This is a genomic window from Bifidobacterium simiarum (assembly GCF_002802905.1).
Lineage (GTDB): Bacteria > Actinomycetota > Actinomycetes > Actinomycetales > Bifidobacteriaceae > Galliscardovia > Galliscardovia simiarum.
Genome location: NZ_PEBK01000001.1, coordinates 416982 through 437742 on the forward strand (window position 1 = coordinate 416982; position 20761 = coordinate 437742).

The following is a 20761-nucleotide window of genomic DNA, read 5'->3' on the forward strand; positions in this document are numbered from 1 at the left end:
GTACCGGCGGGTAGGTACTGACGGATAGGTACTGACGGATAGACGCGGAATCGACGGGTGACCGACGGGCAGCGAGTCGCTTCGTGCGGTTCGCCGCCTTGTTCCGTACAGGGAACCCCGTACGGCGTGACGCCGTTTGCGGGACGTGGCCCTACAATGGGCACACGGCCGGCTTCGGCGCAGGAGAGGAGAACATCATGGCTGAACGAGACGAGCACGGCAGTGATAAGCCGCAGGACATCTCGGCGCACATGCTCGGCTGCGAGATCAGCACCGATCCGCTGAATCCGCTGCAGCCGATCTGGCAGATGTGCGCGTTCCATCATCCGGGGGAGGACCTCTCCATCCTGCAGCGCGCATACGATCGGGCGGTCAGGCAGCACGCGCCCCAGCGGCGCAAGTCGGGCGAGCCGTACATCATCCATCCGCTGGCCGTGGCGCAGATCCTCGCCGATCTGGGTATGGGGCCGCTGGTCGTGGCGGCGGGACTGCTGCACGACACCGTGGAGGACACCGACTACACGCTCGAGGAATGCCGCAAGGAGTTCGGTGATACCGTGACCGGACTGGTCGACGGCGTCACCAAGCTGTCCAAGATGGATTACGGCGACTCCGCACAGGCGGAGACCATCCGCAAGATGGTGGTGGCCATGAGCCGCGACGTACGCGTGCTGGTGGTCAAGCTCGCCGACCGCGTGCACAACGCCCGCACCTGGCGCTACGTGAAGACCCCGAGTGCCCAGCGCAAGGCCCGCGAGACGCTCGACGTGTATGCGCCGCTGGCGAACAGGCTTGGCATGAACGCCATCAAGACCGAGCTGGAGGAACTGAGCTTCAAGGTGCTCTACCCGAAGATCTACAACGAGATCGTGGTGCTCGTGGCCCGCAGGGCCGGGCAGCGCGAGGTGTATCTCAAGCAGATCCTCGAGGAGGTCAACGCCGACCTGAAGAAGCAGAACGTCAAGGCCTATGTGACGGGCCGGCCGAAGGACTACTTCTCGATCTACCAGAAGATGATCGTGCGCGGCCATGACTTCGAGAACATCTACGATCTGGTGGGCGTGAGGATCATCGTCGATTCGATCCGCGACTGCTATGCGGCGCTGGGCGCCGTCCATGCGCGATGGAACCCGGTTCCTGGCCGGTTCAAGGATTACATCGCCATGCCGAAGCTCAACATGTACCAGTCGCTGCACACCACGGTCGTCGGTCCCGGCGGCAAGCCCGTGGAGATCCAGATCCGTACGTGGGACATGCACCGGCGCGCCGAATTCGGCATCGCCGCGCACTGGAAGTACAAGGAGAACGGCCAGGCCGGCCGCGCCCTGAGCTCGCCGGACAAGGCGGACCGCCAGCGCGAGCAGGGCGAGGAGTATCGCGAACTGTCCGAGGCCGACAACCTCAAGTGGATCCAGCAGCTGGCCGACTGGACCAGCGAGACCCCGGACTCCGACGAGTTCCTCGGTTCACTCAAGCAGGATCTCGGTTCGGCCGAGGTGTACGTGTTCACGCCGAAGGGCAAGATCGTCTCCCTGCCGGCCGACGCCACGCCGGTGGACTTCGCCTACGCCGTGCACACCGAGGTCGGCCACCGCACCATGGGCGCCCGCGTCAACGGCAGGCTGGTGCCGCTCGACACCAAGCTCGACAACGGCGACACCGTGGAGATCCTCACCTCGAAGTCCGACACCGCCGGTCCGTCGCGCGACTGGCTGAGCTTCGTGAAGAGCCCGAAGGCCCGCAACAAGATCCGTCAGTGGTTCAGCAAGGAACGCCGTAGCGAGGCCATCGAGGAGGGTCGTGACGAGCTGACGCGCGCCATGCGCAAGCGCAACATGCCCATCTCCACGTTGCTGACCCCCGAGGCGCTGATCGGCGTGGCCGAGGAGCTGAACTACCCCGATCCCAACGCCGTGTTCGCGGCGATCGGCGAGGGGCAGGTCTCCACGCAGAACGTGATCTCGCGACTGGTCAAGGACGTCGGCCCCTCCGAGGTGGACGACGAGGTGGAGCAGGAGGCCCTGCCGCTGCAGCGCGTGCGCAACGTGGACGCCGCGCCGGGCGTCTCGGTCAAGGGCGTGGACAACATCTGGGTCAAGCTCGCCAAATGCTGCATGCCCGTGCCCGGCGACGCGATCGTGGGATTCATCACCCGCACGCAAGGCGTATCGGTGCATCGCGCCGACTGCCAGAACCTGCTTGACCTCAAGAAGCATCAGAGCGACCGCATCGTGGATGTGTCGTGGACGAACGCGAACGGCACGTTCCTGGTCAAGATCCAGGTCGAGGCGCTGGACCGTCCGCATCTGCTGTCGGACGTGACGAAGATGCTGTCGGACCACGGCGTGAACATCATCTCCGGTTCCATCGCCACCGGCGAGGACCGTGTAGCCACCAGCCAGTTCGTCTTCGAAATGGCCGATCCGCAGCACCTGACCACGCTGCTGGCCGCCGTGCGCAAGATCGACGGCGTGTTCGACTGCTACCGCATCACCGGCGCCAAGGACAGCGCCGAACCCAAGCTTCGCCACATGTGACGGAGCCTCCTTGGCTTCCCTTCGAGGGGAAGGTTTGTCCTTCACTGCCGAGTGACCATTTTTGGCTTCCCCTTTGGGAAAGCTGTCGGCACAGCCGACTGATGAGGGGACTGGGGTTCTACATGTCACCTCATCCGACCGGCTCACGCCGGCCACCTTCTCCTCGAGGGGAAGGCCCATCCTTGCCGTCGGATGTTTCCCGTTTTGGCTTCCCCCTTTGGGGGAAGCTGTCGGCACAGCCGACTGATGAGGGACTGGGGTTCTACATGTCACCTCATCCGACCGGCTCACGCCGGCCACCTTCCCCTCGAGGGGAAGGCTCCATCCTTCGTTTTGGGCATTTTCTTTGTCTTTTGCCTTCGGATACTTCTTATTCCGGCTTCCCCCTTTGGGGGAAGCTGTCGGCATGGCCGACTGATGAGGGCATGCAAACAGGGGATCATTCGATACGAAAAAGGGTGTCATCCGAAAATGTTTTCGGATGACACCCTTGCTCTTCCCTTAACGGTGTCGCGCCGCGTCACCGTTAAGGGACACCATCGCCTGATTGTTACTTGATGGCGTTCAGCCACTGCTCCTTGGTGGCCTTCTCGGCCTCGAGGGCGGCCTTCTTCTTCGGATCGGTCTCGGCGTCGATCTTCGCGCTCAGCTCGGCGAGCTGGGCGTCCAGCTGACGCTCGAAGTCGGACTTGCGGGCGTCGGTCTCCGGGTCGGACTGGGTCCACTCGGCGTCCTCGACGGCCTTGATCTGCTTCTCCACGTCGTCCAGACGGCTTTCGATGCGGTGCACGTCGCCGCGCGGCACGTAGCCGATCTGATCCCACTCGTCCTGAATCTTGCTCAGCGCCTGACGGGCCTCCTTGGCGGCCTTCACGTCCTTGACGGGCAGCAGGGCCTCGGCCTTGACCAGCAGGGCCTCCTTCTTGGCCAGGTTCTCCTTCTCGTTGGAGTTGATCTGGTCGCGATCGGCCTGACGGGCGTTGAAGAACGTGTCGGCGGCCTCGCGGAATTTCGCCCACAGCGCATCGTCGTCGTTGCGGCCGGCGCGTCCCGCCCTCTTCCAACGGTCCATCAGATCGTTGAACTTGCGGGAGGTCTCGCCCCAGTCGGTGGAGTCCTTGATCTCCTCGGCCTCCTTGATGATGGCCTCCTTGAGGCTCTTGGCCTGCGCACGCTCGGCGTCACGGTTCTGGGCCCACTTGCGGCGGGACTGGTTGAACGTGGTGCGGGCCGCGGAGAAGCGCTTCCACAGGGCGTCGGCCTGCGGCTTGTCGATGCGGACGCTGTTGCGCTGGTGGGCCTGCCACTCGTCGAACAGCTCACGGAACTTGTCGGCGGTGGAACGCCAGTTGGTCTTGTCGCCCAGCGAGGCGGCCAGCGCCTCGGCCTTCTCCACGATCACCGTGCGTTCGGCCACGGCCTTGGCCACGGCCTCCCTGCGGGCGGCGCTCAGCTGCTCCTTGCGGGCGGCGCCTTCGGCCTTGAGGGCCTCCAGCTGTGCCTTCAGCGCGGCGATGTCACCGACGACCGGCGGGTTGGCGACCTCCTGCTCCAGCAGCTTGATCGACTCGTCGATCTCGTGGGCCTTGATGCCGGAGGCCTTCAGACGGGCCGCGAGGAAATCGAGCTTGGCCTTCAGATCGAGATAGCGGGTGGCGTACAGACGCAGCGCGCCGCTCTTGTCCGCCTCGGCGAACTGGCCGACCTCGCGCTCCGACTCGCCGTCCTTGACGAAGACGGTGCCGTCCTCGGCGACGCGTCCGAAGGCCGATGCGGCGGCGATGTCCTCCTCGGAGTACGTGCTCTTGGGCGCGGCCGCCTTGGCCGGCCTCTTGGCGAAGGCCGCCGGCGACGGCGCGTGGGGCTTCGGCGTCGGAACGGGCTTCGGTGCGGGTGCGGCCTGTGCCGTGCCCTTGGCCTCGGTTGCCTTGGTTTCGTTCTCGGGTGTGGTTGCAGTCTCGTCCGACATGGCCTGCTCCTTATGTAGTGCGTAAGAGAGAGGAAAAAATCGAAAATGGCACGGTTTTTTCCACAACAAGACTTATTATATGGACTCGTGGCAAAAGGCGCATCATTATCAGGTTTCCCGGAGTGGCTCCCCGAAGAACGGGTCGTCGAGCAGCAGGCTATCGACACGCTCCGCAGGATTTTCGAACTCAACGGATTCCTCGGCATCGAAACGCGTGCCGTGGAGCAAGGCTCTTCCCTGCTGAAGAAGGGCGAGACCAGTAAGGAGATCTATCTGCTCTCCCGCCTTCAGGAGGTGGGACAGGAGAACGACACTCCGGTGGAGGACCGTCTCGGACTGCACTTCGACCTCACCGTGCCGCTGAGCCGGTACGTGGTGGAGCACTCCGGCGACGTGGCGTTCCCGTTCAAGCGCTGGCAGATCCAGAAGGTCTGGCGTGGCGAGCGCCCGCAGGAGGGCCGCTTCCGCGAATTCATCCAGGCCGACATCGACGTGGTCGGCAACGGCGATCTGCCCGAGCACTACGAGGTGGAGCTGCCGCTGGTCATGGTCTCCGCGCTGGAGGCCCTGCGGGCCTTCGGCCTGCCCAAGGCCACCGTGCACGCCAACAACCGCAAGCTTTCCGAGGGCTTCTACCGCGGACTTGGCCTGACCGACATCGAGGGCGTGCTGCGTGAGATCGACAAGCTCGACAAGATCGGCGCCGACGAGGTGACCAAGCTGCTGGTGTCCGAATGCGGCGCCTCCGAGCAGCAGGCGGCCGCATGCCTCGATCTGGCATCCATGAGCGCGGCGACCGGCGCCGAGCTGGCCGAAAAGTTCGACGCGCTGTGCGACAAGTACGGCATCGCCCACGAGAGCGAGGCCTACGAGCTGGCCTCCCAGGGCCTCAACACCCTGGCGATGATCGTGGACGAATCGGCCCGCATCCGCCCCGGCGCGGTGATCGCCGATCTCAAGATCGCCCGCGGCCTCGACTACTACACCGGCTCCGTCTACGAGACCTTCCTCGACGGCGCCGCCTCGCTGGGCTCCATCTGCTCCGGCGGCCGCTACGACAATCTCGCCACGCAGGGCAAGCGCAAGTACCCGGGCGTCGGCCTGTCGATCGGTCTGTCCCGACTGGTGTCGTACATGCTGCACACCGCCGGCGCCAAGGCCAGCCGCCAGTCGCCGGCCGCCGTGCTGGTGGCCGTGTGGAACGAGGACGACCGCATGCGGGCCAACCGCATCGCCGCCGCCCTGCGCGATCGCGGCATCGCCACCGACGTGGCGCCCACCGCGGCCAAGCTCGGCAAGCAGATCAAGTACGCCGACAAGCTCGGCATCCCGTACGTGTGGTTCCCCGGTCAGGAGGGGGACGGCGACGAGGTGAAGAACATCGTCACCGGCGACCAGACCCCGGCCGATCCCACGTCGTGGGAGCCGGATACTGTGTATGCCCAGCAAACCGTAGTCGTCGAGTAGATGTCGACCGAACACCGACCGAACATAAAGGAAGAAAACAGATGAGCCAGACGGCTTTCAGAACACATCACGCCACTGAGGTGACCGAGGCCCTCGTCGGCCAGAAGGTCACGCTTGCCGGTTGGGTAGACCGTCGCCGCGACCACGGCGGCGTCGCCTTCATCGATCTGCGCGACAACACCGGTCTCGTGCAGATCGTGATCTACGACGAGGAGGTCGCCCGCCCGCTGCGCAGCGAATTCGTCGTGCAGGTCACCGGCGAGGTCCGTCTGCGTCCGGAGGGCAACGAGAACGACCATCTCGCCACCGGCCGCGTCGAGGTCGTGGTGGAGGAGCTCAAGGTGCTGGCCAAGGCCGACGCCCTGCCGTTCCAGGTGTCCACCGCCCTCGAGAACGAGTCCGAGAACAAGCTGCCCGGCGAGGACGTGCGTCTGAAGTACCGCTACCTCGACCTGCGTCGTCCGTCCATGCAGCGCAACCTCAAGCTGCGTTCCGACATGACCCGCGCCGCCCGTCACGCCCTCGAGGAGATGGACTTCACCGAGGTTGAGACCCCGACGTTCATCAAGTCCACTCCGGAAGGCGCCCGCGACTTCGTGGTGCCCGCCCGTCTGGTGCCCGGCTCCTGGTACGCCCTGCCGCAGTCCCCCCAGTTGCTCAAGCAGCTGCTTATGGTCTCCGGCGTCGAGCGCTACTACCAGCTCGCCCGCTGCTACCGTGACGAGGACTTCCGCGCCGACCGCCAGCCCGAGTTCACGCAGCTCGACATGGAGATGGCGTTCGTCGACCAGGAGGACGTGATGGCCATGGCCGAGAAGGTCATCGCCGCCATCTGGAAGTCCGCCGGCTACGAGGTCCAGCTGCCGCTGCCGCGCATCAGCTGGCAGGAGGCCATGGACAAGTACGGTTCCGACAAGCCCGACCTGCGCTTCGGCAACCCGCTCGTCGACCTCACCGAATACTTCAAGAACACCCCCTTCCGCGTGTTCCAGGCCCCGTACGTGGGCGCCGTGGTGTACTCCGGCGCCGCCGATCTGCCGCGCCGCCAGTTCGACGCCTGGCAGGACTGGGCCCGCCAGCGCGGCGCCAAGGGCCTCGCCTACGTGCAGTTCACCGCCGACGGCACCCTCAAGGGCCCCGTCGCCAAGAACCTCTCCGAAGAGGAGCGCAACGGCCTGATGGAGGCCACCGGCGCCAAGCCCGGTGACGCCGTGTTCTTCGCCGCCGGCCACAAGGAGAGCTCCCAGCTGCTGCTCGGCGCCGTGCGCGTCGAGATCGCCGACCGTCAGGGCCTGCTCAAGCCCGACGATTTCGCCTTCACCTGGGTCGTCGACTTCCCGCTGTTCAAGCCCACCGACGATCCCGATGACGACGACGTCGCCGTCGGCCACTCCAAGTGGACCTCCATGCACCACCCCTTCACCATGCCGAGCGCCGACTGGATCGACAAGTTCGACAAGGATCCCGAGCACGCCATGTCCGACTCCTACGACATCGTGTGCAACGGCGAGGAGATGGGCGGCGGTTCCGTGCGTATCCACCGCGACGACATCCAGGACCGCGTGCTCAACGTCCTCGGCATCGACCCCGAGGAGGCCAAGGAGAAGTTCGGCTTCCTGCTCGACGCCTTCAAGTACGGTGCCCCGCCGCACGCCGGCATCGCCCTCGGCTGGGATCGCACCGTGTCGATTCTCGCCGGCGCCGACTCCATCCGCGACGTCATCGCCTTCCCGAAGGCCGGCGGCGGTCGCGACCCGCTCACCGGCGCCCCCGCCCCGATCTCGGACGAGCAGCGCGCCGAAACCGGCGTGGACTACGATCCGGAGGCCGACGAGGCCTGATCGAGCGCTGATCGAACGGCCATAGCCCGATAGCATGAGGCGGAACCCGATATGGGTTCCGCCTTTTTCGTTCCGCTCTTTTCCGTATGGATACGCGAATCCGTATGAATACGCGAAGACCCCCGAAACCGAACCCTGGCGGGCCGGATTTCGGGGGCCTTGGAAACTGGGCGGGGGAGAGGGGAGAGCCCTATCGGGTCCGTTCCTCACCCCTCGTGGATGAGATCCCAGATATGCTGCACGTACGACTGGAACCGCTCGGTGGCGATCATCTCCTGCGTGCGCGGACGCGGCAGGTCGATCGCGATGTCCTCGCGGATACGGCCCGGTCGCGGCGTGAGGACCACCACGCGGTCCGCGGTGAACACCGCCTCCTCGATGTCGTGGGTCACCATCATCACCGTCATGCGGTTCGCCTCCCACACCTGGGTGAGCAGGATCTGCATCTCCTGACGGGTCAGCGCGTCGAGCGCGCCGAACGGCTCGTCCATCAGCAGCACCGACGGGCGATAGGAGAGGGATCGGGCGAGGGCGAGTCGCTGCTTCATGCCGCCGGACAGCTCGTTGGGGTAGGCGTCCTCGAATCCGGAGAGCTTCACGTCGGCCAGATGCCGGCGTGCGATCTCCAGCCGCTCGGCCTTCGACAGGCCCTCCTCGCCGCGCAGCGCGAACTCCACGTTGTTCAGGCAGCTCAGCCACGGCAGCAGCGCCGGCTGCTGGAATACGATGCCGCGGTCACGCCCGGGTCCGGTCACCGGCTGTCCCGCCGCGGTGACCGAACCCTGTGTGGGCTCCAGCAGTCCGCCGATGATCGACAGCAGCGTGCTCTTGCCGCAGCCGGAGGCTCCTACCACGGCCACGAACTCGTTCTCATGGAAATCCAGGTCGATGTGCTCGAGCACGTTCAGCTCGCCGAACGACATCGACACGTCGCGCACGCCGATGCGCGGCTCGACGTCCTGCGCGGTCCTTGTATTGCCGGTATCGGTTCCGCTCATGACCTACCCTCCCAACGCTTGAAGGCCCGCTTGCCGATGGCGCGCATCACCTGATCGAAGAACAGGCCGAGGATGCCCAGCACCACCACGTAGCCGATGATCACGTCCGTGGCGAAATACCGCTGCGACACGGTAATCCGGTATCCCAGACCCGACGTGGCGGCCACCAGTTCGGCCACCACCAGCCATGTCCACGCCCAGCCGAGGCTCACGCGCAGCGCGTCCCAGATGCGCGGCAGCGACGAGGGGAACACGATGCGCGTGATGATGTCGTGCTTCCTCATGCCCAGCGTCTCGCCGAAGTCGATGAGATTCTGCGGCACCTGCATCACCGCGTCGCACACCAGCAGCACCAGCTGGAAGAACGTGCCCATCCAGATGATGAGGAACTTCTGCAGATCGTCGGTGCCCGCCCAGATGATCGTCAGCGGCACGAATGCCACCACGGGCATGTAGCGGATGAAGTCCATCAGGGGCTCGACGGCGCTGAGCACCCATTCGTTCACGCCCATCATCACGCCCAGCGGCACCGCCATCACCACGGCGATCAGATAGCCGACCGTGATGCGGTACACGCTGGTGCCGATGTCGGTCCACAGCGCGCCCTGCGCCGCCTGATCGACCAGCGCCTGCGCCACCGCGGACGGCGAGGGCAGGAACAGGGGATCCACCATGCCGGTTTCGGTGACCAGCGCCCATAGCGCCAGCAGTACCGCGAAGGTGACCAGCGGGGCCGCGATGCGCTGCCCACGGCTCAGCGGCGTGCGAAGCCGTCGCGAGCGTCTGCGTTTCGTCGAGGCCATCGTTACTTGGCCGCCTTGGTCGCGAACTCGGCGTTCACGTAGTCGTCGGGGTTCAGCGTGCTGCTGACGATCTTCGCCTTGATCGAGGCCTTGTTCACCGCCTCGAACGTGGACTTGAAGTCACCGGTGAGCTTGGAGGCGTTGTCCTTGGCGGTGAAGTACTTCACGCCGGCGAACGCGCTCTTGAGGTCCTCCTTCTTGGAGCCGATCGCGGTGGCGATGATCTCCTGGCCCTCGTCGGTGTTCTTGTCGTAGAAGTCGATGGACTGGTCCCACGCCTTGAGCAGGCTGGTCAGCTGGTCGGGGTGGTTCTTGATGAAGTCGTTGCGCACCACGAGCACGTCGGAGATCAGCCCCTCCTTGGCGCTCGGCGTGTACACCACCTTGAGGTTCGGGTCCTTCTGCTTGGCCTCGGTGATGTACGGCTCGTAGGTGACGGCGGCGGGCACCTTGCCGGCGATCACCGCGGTGCCGGCGGAGCTGGCGCTCATCGGCACCTTCTTGATGTCGTTCACGGTCAGGCCCTGCTCCTCGAGGGCGTAGTTGAGCAGCACGTCGGAGGTGCTGCCCTCCTCGTAGGCCACGGACTTGCCCTTGAGGTCGGCCACGCTGGAGACGCTGCCGTCGGAGATGATCGCGTCGGCGGTCTCGGAGGCGTCGAGCACCATCACCACGGAGACGTCCACCTTGTTCTCCAGCATCTGCAGCGCGCTCTGCGTGCCGACGTTGCCGGCCTGGATCTTGCCGGCGGCGATGGCCGCGTTCATGTCGGAGTCGGTGTCGAAGTTCGTGATCGTGGCCTTGACGTTCTGGTCCGTGAAGTAGCCCTTCTTCTCGGCGATGTACCACGGGGCGTATCCCAGCCAGGGCTCCACGCCGATCGAGACGGCGGTGTCCCCGTCCTTCGAGGACGAGGAGGAGCTTCCGCAGCCGGCCAGGGCGGTGGCGGCGATCAGCACGGCGGCGACGGCGGCCGTGGCGGAACGGAACTTGCGGGTTACAGCGTTCATAGATGGTCCTTATGCTCTCTCATTGATGCGCCTGCTTGCGCAACGGCCATCATGATAATGACGGCGATGTTAATTTGGTGGGTTTGTCCGCTAGGTGGGCACCCAACCAAAAATCATCGGTCGGTGCGGCGCCGTGTCGTCCTTCGAGGATCGGGCCGTGTCGATGAGGCCCGGCAACGGTTGTGAACGGTGCGCATGAGGGGGTCGTCGGAACCCCGCGTCGATCGTTTTAACCGGTCTGCGGTATTATGCACCGTATGTCTGAAATGAAGATCACCACCCAGGATGCGACGCATCCGCTTGTAGAAATGACCCACGTCGAAAAGCATTTCGGCGATCTCCATGTCCTCAAGGACATCAACCTCAAGGTGGACAAGGGCGAGGTGCTCGTCGTCGTCGGCCCCTCCGGCTCCGGCAAGTCCACCATGTGCCGCACCATCAACCGTCTGGAGACCATCGATTCGGGCGACATCCGCATCGACGGCAAGCCCCTGCCGCAGGAGGGCAAGGAACTGGCCCGCCTGCGCGCCGAAGTGGGCATGGTGTTCCAGTCCTTCAACCTGTTCGCCAACAAGACCATTCTGCAGAACGTGACCCTCGCTCCGATGCGCGTGCGCCACATGGCCCAGAAGGAGGCCGAGGACCTCGCCATGGACCTGCTGCGCCGCGTCGGCGTGGACTCCCAGGCGTCCAAGATGCCCAGCCAGCTTTCCGGCGGCCAGCAGCAGCGCGTGGCCATCGCCCGCGCACTGGCCATGCAGCCCAAGGTCATGCTGTTCGACGAGCCGACCTCCGCGCTCGACCCCGAAATGGTCAACGAGGTGCTCGACGTGATGATCGAACTGGCCCATGAAGGCATGACGATGATCTGCGTGACCCACGAGATGGGCTTCGCCCGCCGTGCCGCCGACCGCATCGTGTTCATGGCCGACGGCCGGATCCTCGAGCAGGCGGCCCCCGACGAGTTCTTCGACAACCCGCAGACCGATCGCGCCAAGGACTTCCTGTCGAAGATCCTCACCCACTGATCGGGGACGGAAGCCAGGGAAGTCGAGAAGAAAGACAGTCTATGAAATCAATGAGTGCAACCATGCGCCGCGTGTGGCGCAGGGCCATCGCCGTCGTATGCGCCGTGGCCTGCGTCTTCGCGGTCTCCGCCTGCGGATCATCCGACGAGGAAGGCAAGATCCGTATCGGCATCAAGTTCGACCAGCCGGGACTCGGCTTCAAGAAGTCCGGCACCTACGTCGGATTCGACGTGGACGTGGCCCGCTACGTGGCCCAGGAGCTGGGATACTCCGAGGACCAGATCATCTGGAAGGAAGCCCCGTCCAAGCAGCGTGAGGCCATGCTGCAGAACGGCGACGTGGACATGATCCTCGCCACGTATTCGATCACCGACTCGCGCAAGAACGCCGTCTCGTTCGCCGGCCCGTACTTCGTGGCCGGACAGGATCTGCTCGTCCGCCGCGACGACACCTCCATCAAGGGCCCCGAGGACCTCAACGGCAAGCGCCTGTGCTCGGTGACCGGCTCCACCTCCGCCACCACGGTCAAGGAGAAGTTCGCCAACGAGGTGCAGCTCATGGAACAGCCCGGATACGCCGAATGCGCCACCGCGCTGTTCTCCGGCATCGTCGACGCGGTGACCACCGACGACATCATCCTCGCCGGTCTCGCCTCCGCGTCCCGCGGCAAGCTCAAGGTGGTCGGCAAGCCGTTCACCCAGGAGTACTACGGCGTGGGCATCAAGAAGGGGAACAAGGCGTTCGCCAAGAAGATCAACGCCGCCATTGCGAAGATGATCAAGGACGGCTCCTGGGAGCGCGCCGTGAAGGACAACACCCGCGGCACCGGCTACACGCCGAACGCCAAGTACAACCCGCCGAAGCCGACGGAAGGGGAGTGACATGCAGAGCTTCATCGACCTGTTTGCCGAATACAACGTGCCCGCCGCGTTCCTGGTCAACATCGAACTGACCCTGTGGTCCGCGCTGTTCTCCATGATCCTCGGCGTCATCCTCGTGATGATGCGCATCTCGCCGATCGGCTCCATGCGCGCCGTCGCCGGAGGCTACGTGGAGTTCTTCAAGAACATGCCGCTCACCATCATCATGGTGTTCATGGTGCTGGGCGCCTACGCGCAGCTCAAGCTCACGTTCTCCGACACGTTCGCCACGAACTTCTTCTGGCTGGCCGTCACCGGCCTGAGCCTGTATACCGCGGCGTTCGTGTGCGAGTCGCTGCGAAGCGGCATCAACACCGTGCCGCTCGGACAGGCCGAGGCCGCCCGAGCCCTCGGTCTGGGATTCATGCAGTCCGCCACCGAGATCATCCTGCCGCAGGCCTTCCGCGGATCGGTCGCCCCGCTGGGCAACACGTTCATCGCGCTGCTGAAGAACTCCACCGTCGCGGCGGCCGCCTCCGTGGCCACCGAGACGTCCTCGCTGATGAGCGAGATGATCGAATACCATCCCGACGTGATCGTCTCGATCTTCCTGATCTTCGCGTTCGGCTACGTGATCATGATCATCCCGATCGGCATGCTGACCACCTATCTGTCCAACAAACTGGCCGTGCGGAGGTGACGGCGACGATGAACAACACATCCTCATCCGTTCTGTTCGACCAGCCCGGCCCCCGCGGCCGCCGGCGCATCATGATCATCAACTGGATCGCCGCCGCGTTCTTCATCGTGGTGCTTGCCCTGATCCTCATGCGCCTGCACAACCCGCCGGACGGCGAGAACCAGCTCAGCTGGGAGCTGTGGAAGCCCGCCCTCGAACGCGAGGCGTGGACCGACTTCTACCTGCCCGGCCTGTGGATGACCGTCAAGGCCTCGGTGCTGGCCGTCATCGGTTCGGTGGCGTTCGGCTTGATCTTCGGCGTGGGCCGTCTGCTGCCCAGCCTGATCGTGCGCACCGTCGCCGGCGCGATCGTCGAGTTCTGCCGTGCGGTGCCCGTGCTGCTGCTCATGATCTTCTTCTGGCGCTGGTTCGCGTTCGCCGGCATGGGCGAGCCGTCCTACTGGGCGGTCGTGCTGGCCCTCGTGCTGTACAACGGCTCCGTCGTGGCCGAGCTCGTGCGCTCCGGCGTGGGCAACCTGCCCGGCGGCCAGCGTGAGGCGGCCCTCGCCCTGGGTCTGACCCGCACCGAGTCGCTGATGCAGATCGAGGTGCCGCAGGCCGTCACCGCCATGCTGCCCGCCGCCGTCACCCAGCTGGTCGTGGTGCTCAAGGACACCGCTCTGGGCTCGATCATCATGTACACCGACCTGCTGCAGGAGTCGCGCCGACTCGGCTCGATGTACTTCAACATCCTGCAGACGCTGGTGGTGGCCGGAGTCGTGTACTTCTTCGCCTGCTGGCTGCTGTCGCGACTGGCCGAATGGCTTCCCGAGCACATGCAGAAGCGCACCGCGGCCCCGGTGGAGCAGGAGCCGCTGGCCCCGATCGCCGCCGGCGATCCGTCCAACGTCAACCAGATCGCCGTGGCCAAGGAGGTCGAGGAGCGTCCGCTGCGCGGTACCCCGCGCCAGTACCACGTGCACCACCGCGGCACCAACGCGTCGATCCACAACTGGCGCAAGACCCGGTACGAGCAGGGATACGACGAGACGCATCCCGACAACCGCGACCGCAAGTCCTCCGAAAGGAACGCGGACGGAGCCGAGAAGAAGACCGACGGGCATCACGAGTCCAAGAAGAGCTTCTCCGGCGACCACCACCGGTTCGGCGCCGCGTCGTTCAAGCACGCCGACGACATCGGCAAGGGACACAACGACATCGGCGGCAGGACGAAGATCTGACGCCGTCGTTTCCCTCGTCCGGTGAACGGACGACCAATGCCCAGGGCCTCCATGCGCACGCGCGGAGGCCCTTTTTCGATGCCCGATGCCGTCACGGCGACCCGGCGACGTGCTCGGTCTGCGGTATCGTGGCCGCATGAGCACGGACCTCCAGAAGAGCACGCGGCGGCAGCGAGCCATGTTTTCGACGATCGCCGAACACTACGACCTCGTCAACGACCTCGCCTCACTGGGACAGGACCGTCTCTGGCGTCGCGCCGCGGTCCGGGCGCTTGGGGACGCCTGCGGTGGCTTCCTGGCCGGACGGCGCATTCTCGACGTCGCCTGCGGCACCGGATCGTCCTCCCGGGCGCTGGCGGACCGCGGCGCCGACGTCACCGGTTGCGACATCGCCGACGGCATGCTCGCCGTGGCCCGCCGGCGGGAATTCGGTCGTCGCCGGCGCCGCGATCATCAGCGCGGTCCTGTGTGTTGCGACGGAACGGTGCGGTACGTCGTCGCCGACGCCATGGCACTGCCGTTCGCCGACGGGGAGTTCGACGCCGTGACCGTCTCCTACGGGTTGCGCAACATGCCGCGGCCCGACGTCGCGCTCGCGCAGATGCGACGGGTATGCCGGCCGGGCGGGCCTATCGTCGTCCTTGACTTCGATATGCCCGGCGACCCGCTGTGGCGTATGCTCTATACGCATTACGCAACCGTGGCGTTGCCGGCGCTGGGCGGTCTGCTCGGGGGGAACGCCGACGCCTACCGGTATCTCAACGCCTCGATCGCCCGATGGCAGGGCAGGCGGGGCGTCACGGCGATGCTGCGCGAAACGGGATGGCACGGCGTGGCGGCGAAGCCTCTGACCGGCGGCATCGCCTCGCTGTGCCGGGCCGTGGCGTAGCGGGACGGCATAGGGACGGACGGCGAAGGAGCAACGGTGATGACGGTGATGAAGACAGCGAAGACGATGAGAACGATGAGGACGATACGGGGCGTCGGAGCATCCTCCGGCATCGCCATCGGCGAGATTGCCGTGCGCGGCGATGCTGGTCGTGCCGTGGAACGTCGCCTGATCGACGATCCGACGGCCGAGGTGGCGCGCTTCCGTGCTGCCCGTGATGCCGCCGTCACGCAGCTCGGGCGTCTGCGGGACAGGGTCGAGGACGAGTTCGGCGACGACAAGGCCTCGCTGTTCGACGCCCACCGGATGATGCTCCGGGATCCGGGCTACACGGCGGGAATCGAGAAGCTGATCACATCGGAAGGGGTGAACGCCGAATTCGCGGTCGACGCCGTCGCCGAGCGGTTCGCCGCCATGTTCGCCGCGATGGACGACTCCTACATGCGGGCCCGGGCCGCCGACGTGAGGGACGTCTCCCGCCGCGTGATCGACGTGCTCGAAGGAGGATCGGGAGATATGGCGGGTGGCGGCGGAAGTCATGGCGACGACGGGCGCCATATCATCCTCGCCGAGGATCTGGCGCCCAGCGAAACCGTGCGGCTCGACCGGTCCGCGGTGCTGGGCTTCGTGACCGCCGGGGGCTCGGCGAACTCGCATACCGCGATCCTGGCCCGCACGATGGGCCTGCCCGCCGTCATCGGCATCGGCGACGCCTTCGACACGGCCGATGACGGCCACGTCGCCGTGATCGACGGCACCAGCGGCATGGTGGTCATCGATCCCGATGAGGCCACGCTCGCCGAATACCGCGGCAGGAAAGCCAAGTACGAGGATCATCTGCGCCTGCTGCGGGAACTCAAGGGCAGGTCCACCGAGACCAGAGACGGCCGGAAGATCCGTCTGTACGCCAACATCGGCCGTCCCTCCGACGTGACCGCCGCGCTGGCCAACGACGCCGAGGGCATCGGCCTGTTCCGCAGCGAGTTCCTGTATCTGGAGAGCGAGGACTGGCCGACCGAGGAATTCCAGTTCGAGGCATACCGGCAGGTCGCGCGGAGGATGGGCGACCGGCCTGTCATCATCCGCACGCTCGACATCGGTGCGGACAAGCGGGTCGGCTACTTCGATCTGGAACATGAGGACAATCCCGCCCTCGGCTACCGTGCCATCCGCATCTGCCTGACCCGTCCCGAGATCTTCAGGGTCCAGCTGCGCGCCCTGCTGCGGGCCTCCGCGTACGGCAACATCGCCATCATGCTGCCCATGATCACCTCGGTTCAGGAGGTGCGTGACGCCAAGCGGATCATTGAGGAGACCAAGGAGGAGCTGCGCGGCGAGCACATCGGCTTCAACGAGCATATCCGGATGGGCATCATGATCGAGACGCCCGCCTCGGTGATCATGGCCGACGAGCTCGCCGCCGAAGCCGACTTCTTCTCCATCGGCACCAACGACCTGACCCAGTACACGCTGGCCTGCGACCGGCAGAACCCGAATCTCGGGCGCTTCGCCGACCCGCATTCGCCCGCCGTGCTGCGCATGATCCGCATGGCCGTAGAGGCCGCGCATCGTCACGGCATCTGGTGCGGCATCTGCGGCGAGCTCGGCGCGGACCCGAGCCTGACCGACCTGTTCCTCGAAATCGGCATCGACGAACTGTCCGTCCCGCCGGCCGGCATCCTGCCCCTGCGTGGTGCCATTCGTAGCAGCACTGTCATTCGTGACAGCCCCGTCATCCGCAACGGCGCCCCCGATCCCTCCTGATCGCCATGCACTAGGCGTGCGCTAAGAATTCACCATCCCGTCGCACCCGCGTCGGCTGCGGGTGCGCGACGGTACATCTGTTCACCATACGGTGAAGGCGTGGGATTTGAGAAGATCACGCAGACATCGAACCATGGCCCGAATCGTCCGGCGGCCTTGCGGTGGCTGGCCAGGATCGTGGCGGTCCTCGCGGCTCTGTCGCTGCTGTCGGGTCTCGCCGCCCGTCGCGCGGCGGCGCAGGAGACCGAGCCGAGCAAGATCACCATCGCCGACATCACCGACTTCCACGGGCATATCGAACAGGGTCCGTGGATCGCGGACCAGCTGGGCCGGGTCCGCGAATACAATCCGGGCAACACCGTGGCCGTCTCCGCGGGCGATCTGGTGGGCGGATCCCCGTACGAATCCGCATTGCACAAGGACGAGCCGACGCTGGCCATGGCGAAGGCATGGGGGCTGACCATCTCGGCGATGGGCAACCACGAGCTCGACCGCGGCGTAAAGGACTTCAACGACCGCATCGCCTCGAAAAGCCACGGCATCGAATGGCTGGCCGCCAACGTGCGCAAGACCGGTCCGAACGGGATCGGCAACCTCCGCGACTACACGATCCGCATGGTGGCGGGCAAGCGCGTGGCGTTCGTCGGAGCGGTCACCGACCATCTGGGATCGGTGCTCTCCCGCAGTGTGATGCGCAACGTGCGGCTGGACGAATCGGCCGTCACCGCCGTCAACCGCGTGGCCGACCGGCTCTCCGACGGCGACGAGTCCAACGGCGAGGCGGACGTCGTGGTCGCGCTGATCCACGACGACGCCGATCTGGTGGCGAAGGATCCGGTGGGACTGGACGCCAACGTCGATCTGGTGTACGCCGGACACACCCATGCCGTGAAGACGGACCGGCGCACGGCGTCCGGCGCGCCGATCATCGAGGCCGGATGCTTCGGCCGCTACGTGGCCGTCCAGGATCTCATGGTCTCGGGCTCCGGCAGACAGTCGCAGGTGAGCGTGAGCAACAGCTTCGGCGGCCCACTGGTCGGCGACTGGCCGTCGAGCACGGACCCCGCGAAGGTGGTCAGCGCCGTACAGACCACGATTTCCCCGACGGACGCCGTCGAGTCGATCCTGCGGCGGGCCGACGCCTCAGCACGCCGCGCCGGCGACGTGGTGGTCTCCTCGGTGCCGCAGCGCTACGACCGGACCGACAAAGCCGATCGTGATCCGAAGACCGGGCGCATCGCCCTGTATACGCTGATCGCCGACGCCGCGCTCGACGGGGCCCGCCGCACCACGGAAGGCGCCCATGCGCGGGTGGGGTTCGTCAACCCGGGAAGCCTGCGCACCCAGGCCCTCGATCTTGACGGGGACGGGTTCGTCACCGTCCGCGAGGCGAGCGACATGATGGCGCTGCAGTTCGACAACGCGGTCGTCACACTCGACGGCGCCACGCTGCGCCGGGCGATCGCCCAGCAGTGGCACCGGGACGACGAGGGGCATTGGCGCAGCGGCCAGCTCGGCGTCTCCTCCAACGTGACGTGGACCATGGACCTCGACGGCGACGAGCCGAAGGTCCTCGATCTCAAGGTGGACGGGCGTCCCGTGGCGGACGGCGAACGCATCACCGTGGCCGGCAACAGCTTCCTGCTCACCGGCGGCGACGGCTACCGGGCGTTCCTGCGGGGAACCGGCTATGCCGACACCGGCGTGCCCTACGCGCGCACCCTCATCGACTTCCTGCGCTCGCACGACTGATCCCGGCCGTACTCTGCCGCGATTATCCACCGCGGACCCCACCGTGATCGTCCCGCCGATAGCGCCTCATAAGCAACGTCGATGATCCGGCCGGCCAGTCGGGACCTCCGGGCCGATAGGCTGGGGCGGTACGCAACCAAAGGGGGACGACCATGGCATTGACGATCGAGGACTGGCATGACGGGACGCTGCTGGCGCCGCCGGTGTTCGAGGCATTGAAGAGCCTGCCGGAGGACCTGATCCTCGGCGTGACCCGCAACAGCGACGAGGAATCGGACACCGACCTGTGGTGCCCGAACTACGATATTCCATTCGCGATCACCGGCAACGTGGTCGTGACCCACACCCACAAAACCCGCAAGGCCCCGCCCGAATTCGCGGCGGCCTTCGTCACCGCGGACACCCGCGCCGACCTCAACGGCAAGGTGAAGCACACGCTCGGCGTGAGCAAGGTCTCGTTCGCGCCCATCGACGCGGCGGTGGAGGCCACCGGCATGGAATCGGGCGGCATGTCGCCCATCGGACTGCCCGAAGGCTGGCCGTTGCTGGTGGACGAGCACATCCTCGGCATCCCGAAACTGTACCTCGGCTCCGGCATCCGCCCGTCGAAACTCGTGGTGAACGGCGAGATCTTCCGGCACATCCCCGGCATCACCTTCGTGGAGGGACTCGGCAAGCCGCGCGCATGAAACGACGCCGGACCCCGAACTGTCCGCCTTCGCATCCCGCCGCACAGCCATTCGGGTGTTAAGCTTCAAACACAGTGGCATGGACACCAGTGGCATGAACACGGGAGGTATCCAATGGCGGATGCGAAGACGGGCGGCGCCCGGGTCATCAACAGGACCCTGAGAAGCGCCAGCGAAACGAACCGGGATCTCGAAAAGGCCATCAAGCAGCGCAAGTCGCTGCAGAAACGACTGGGGCTGGCCGCACAGACCTCCGACCTGCTCAGCGCCGTCTGGAGCAAGCACCCCTCGAAGCGGCTCAGATTCGGTGACGGCGTGGCCGCGCTCGCGGACGTGCGCGGCCGATCCACCCCCGGATTCCACGCCACCGCCGAGGAGGGGGAGCGGTTCATCGAGCTGAGCGCCGAATCCATCGCCCGCTATCAGGACCAGCTGTACGCCAACGGCACCACCGGATCGCGCAGGAGGCTCCTGATCGTGCTGCAGGGCATGGACGCCTCGGGCAAGGGCGGCATCGTCAGGCATGTGTTCCATCAGGTCGACCCGATGGGCATCCACTACCACGGCTTCGGCAAGCCGAGCGATGAGGAGGCGTCCCACGACTTCCTGTGGCGCATCGAACGCGAACTGCCGGCCCCCGGATGGATCTCGATCTTCGACCGCTCCCACTATGAGGACGTGGTCATGCCCCACGTCTACGGCACGCTGCCCGAAGCGACGTGGCAGGGACGGTACGAGCGGATCCGACGGTTCGAACGGGAGCTCGCCGACGACGGCTGCGCGATCATCAAGATCTTCCTCGTGATCTCGAAGGATGCGCAACGCAAGCAGTTCCTCCAGCGACTCGACGACCCCACCAAGCACTGGAAGTTCGACGTCTCCGATCTCGACGCGCGGGACCGCTGGGACGACTACATGGCCGCATGGCAGGAGGTGTTCGAGAAGACCTCCACCGACTGCGCGCCGTGGTATCTGGTTCCGGCCGACAACCGCTGGTATTCGAGGGCGGTGGTTTCGGAGCTGCTGCGCGTGACGCTCAGGGGCATGGAGCTCGACTGGCCGCCGGCGAGGTTCGACCTCGACGAGGCCCGGCGCCGGCTGGGATAGCACCGGCTGGGATAATGCCGTCCGGTCCGGTTCGTTCGGCTGTCCGGAGCCGTTCCCCTCACCGGGACCGCCGCGCTTCGTCCCGGCGCGGCGGCTACAATGGTGCGGATCACAGGAACGCGGACGA

At 65.9% G+C, this 20761-nt stretch carries 16 protein-coding genes; 12 read left to right on the forward strand and 4 right to left on the reverse strand.

What is annotated here, in order from left to right; translation table 11 throughout:
• Positions 1-197 precede the first annotated feature (197 nt).
• The gene (locus tag CSQ87_RS01625) at positions 198-2537 is read left to right on the forward strand and encodes a RelA/SpoT family protein (RefSeq protein WP_100512105.1); all 2340 of its coding nucleotides are present in this window, start codon (positions 198-200) and stop codon (positions 2535-2537) included.
• 550 nt (positions 2538-3087) lie between these two features.
• Here CSQ87_RS01625 and CSQ87_RS01630 read toward each other — a convergent pair.
• Positions 3088-4506: a DUF349 domain-containing protein gene (locus tag CSQ87_RS01630; RefSeq protein WP_100512106.1), complete on the reverse strand. Its 1419-nt coding sequence runs from the start codon at positions 4504-4506 to the stop codon at positions 3088-3090.
• A 45-nt stretch (positions 4507-4551) separates the two neighbouring features.
• On the opposite strand from CSQ87_RS01630, the gene hisS reads away from it, so the two are divergent.
• Positions 4552-5973, forward strand: a complete 1422-nt coding sequence (hisS, locus tag CSQ87_RS01635; RefSeq protein ID WP_423734760.1) for a histidine--tRNA ligase — start codon at positions 4552-4554, stop codon at positions 5971-5973.
• Between the two features lie 41 nt (positions 5974-6014).
• On the forward strand, positions 6015-7814 hold the full coding sequence (gene aspS / locus CSQ87_RS01640; RefSeq protein WP_100512108.1) for an aspartate--tRNA ligase: 1800 nt from the start codon (positions 6015-6017) through the stop codon (positions 7812-7814).
• A 206-nt stretch (positions 7815-8020) separates the two neighbouring features.
• Here the strand turns inward: aspS and CSQ87_RS01645 are convergent, their stop codons facing one another.
• Genes CSQ87_RS01645 through CSQ87_RS01655 form a run of 3 tightly spaced genes read right to left on the reverse strand, consistent with a single transcriptional unit; the run spans position 8021 to position 10625 of the window.
• A complete protein-coding gene (locus CSQ87_RS01645; RefSeq protein ID WP_207761070.1) occupies positions 8021-8812 on the reverse strand; it encodes an ABC transporter ATP-binding protein in 792 nt (263 codons plus the stop codon).
• Positions 8809-9615, reverse strand: coding sequence for an ABC transporter permease (locus tag CSQ87_RS01650; protein WP_100512109.1), 807 nt, complete (start codon positions 9613-9615; stop codon positions 8809-8811). Before CSQ87_RS01650 ends, CSQ87_RS01645 begins: the two co-directional genes overlap by 4 nt.
• 2 nt (positions 9616-9617) lie before the next feature.
• The gene (locus CSQ87_RS01655) at positions 9618-10625 is read right to left on the reverse strand and encodes an ABC transporter substrate-binding protein (protein ID WP_100512110.1); all 1008 of its coding nucleotides are present in this window, start codon (positions 10623-10625) and stop codon (positions 9618-9620) included.
• A gap of 257 nt (positions 10626-10882) precedes the next feature.
• Here CSQ87_RS01655 and CSQ87_RS01660 point away from each other — a divergent pair, with 257 nt between their 5' ends.
• From CSQ87_RS01660 to CSQ87_RS01700, 9 genes are all read left to right on the forward strand, one after another.
• Complete coding sequence (locus CSQ87_RS01660; protein ID WP_420868045.1) at positions 10883-11653, forward strand: amino acid ABC transporter ATP-binding protein; 771 nt, start codon at positions 10883-10885, stop codon at positions 11651-11653.
• Between the two features lie 41 nt (positions 11654-11694).
• The gene (locus CSQ87_RS01665; RefSeq protein ID WP_100512112.1) at positions 11695-12534 is read left to right on the forward strand and encodes a glutamate ABC transporter substrate-binding protein; all 840 of its coding nucleotides are present in this window, start codon (positions 11695-11697) and stop codon (positions 12532-12534) included.
• Between the two features lies 1 nt (position 12535).
• Positions 12536-13213, forward strand: coding sequence for an amino acid ABC transporter permease (locus CSQ87_RS01670; protein ID WP_100512113.1), 678 nt, complete (start codon positions 12536-12538; stop codon positions 13211-13213).
• A gap of 8 nt (positions 13214-13221) precedes the next feature.
• A complete protein-coding gene (locus CSQ87_RS01675) occupies positions 13222-14433 on the forward strand; it encodes an amino acid ABC transporter permease (protein WP_100512114.1) in 1212 nt (403 codons plus the stop codon).
• A 136-nt stretch (positions 14434-14569) separates the two neighbouring features.
• A complete protein-coding gene (locus CSQ87_RS01680) occupies positions 14570-15322 on the forward strand; it encodes a ubiquinone/menaquinone biosynthesis methyltransferase (RefSeq protein ID WP_100512233.1) in 753 nt (250 codons plus the stop codon).
• Between the two features lie 75 nt (positions 15323-15397).
• Positions 15398-17086, forward strand: coding sequence for a phosphoenolpyruvate--protein phosphotransferase (gene ptsP, locus CSQ87_RS01685; RefSeq protein WP_100512234.1), 1689 nt, complete (start codon positions 15398-15400; stop codon positions 17084-17086).
• Between the two features lie 99 nt (positions 17087-17185).
• Complete coding sequence (locus CSQ87_RS01690) at positions 17186-18838, forward strand: bifunctional metallophosphatase/5'-nucleotidase (protein ID WP_100512115.1); 1653 nt, start codon at positions 17186-17188, stop codon at positions 18836-18838.
• A gap of 152 nt (positions 18839-18990) precedes the next feature.
• Positions 18991-19527: a YbaK/EbsC family protein gene (locus CSQ87_RS01695; RefSeq protein ID WP_100512116.1), complete on the forward strand. Its 537-nt coding sequence runs from the start codon at positions 18991-18993 to the stop codon at positions 19525-19527.
• 114 nt (positions 19528-19641) lie between these two features.
• The gene (locus tag CSQ87_RS01700; protein WP_100512117.1) at positions 19642-20634 is read left to right on the forward strand and encodes a PPK2 family polyphosphate kinase; all 993 of its coding nucleotides are present in this window, start codon (positions 19642-19644) and stop codon (positions 20632-20634) included.
• The last annotated feature ends 127 nt before the right edge of the window (positions 20635-20761 follow it).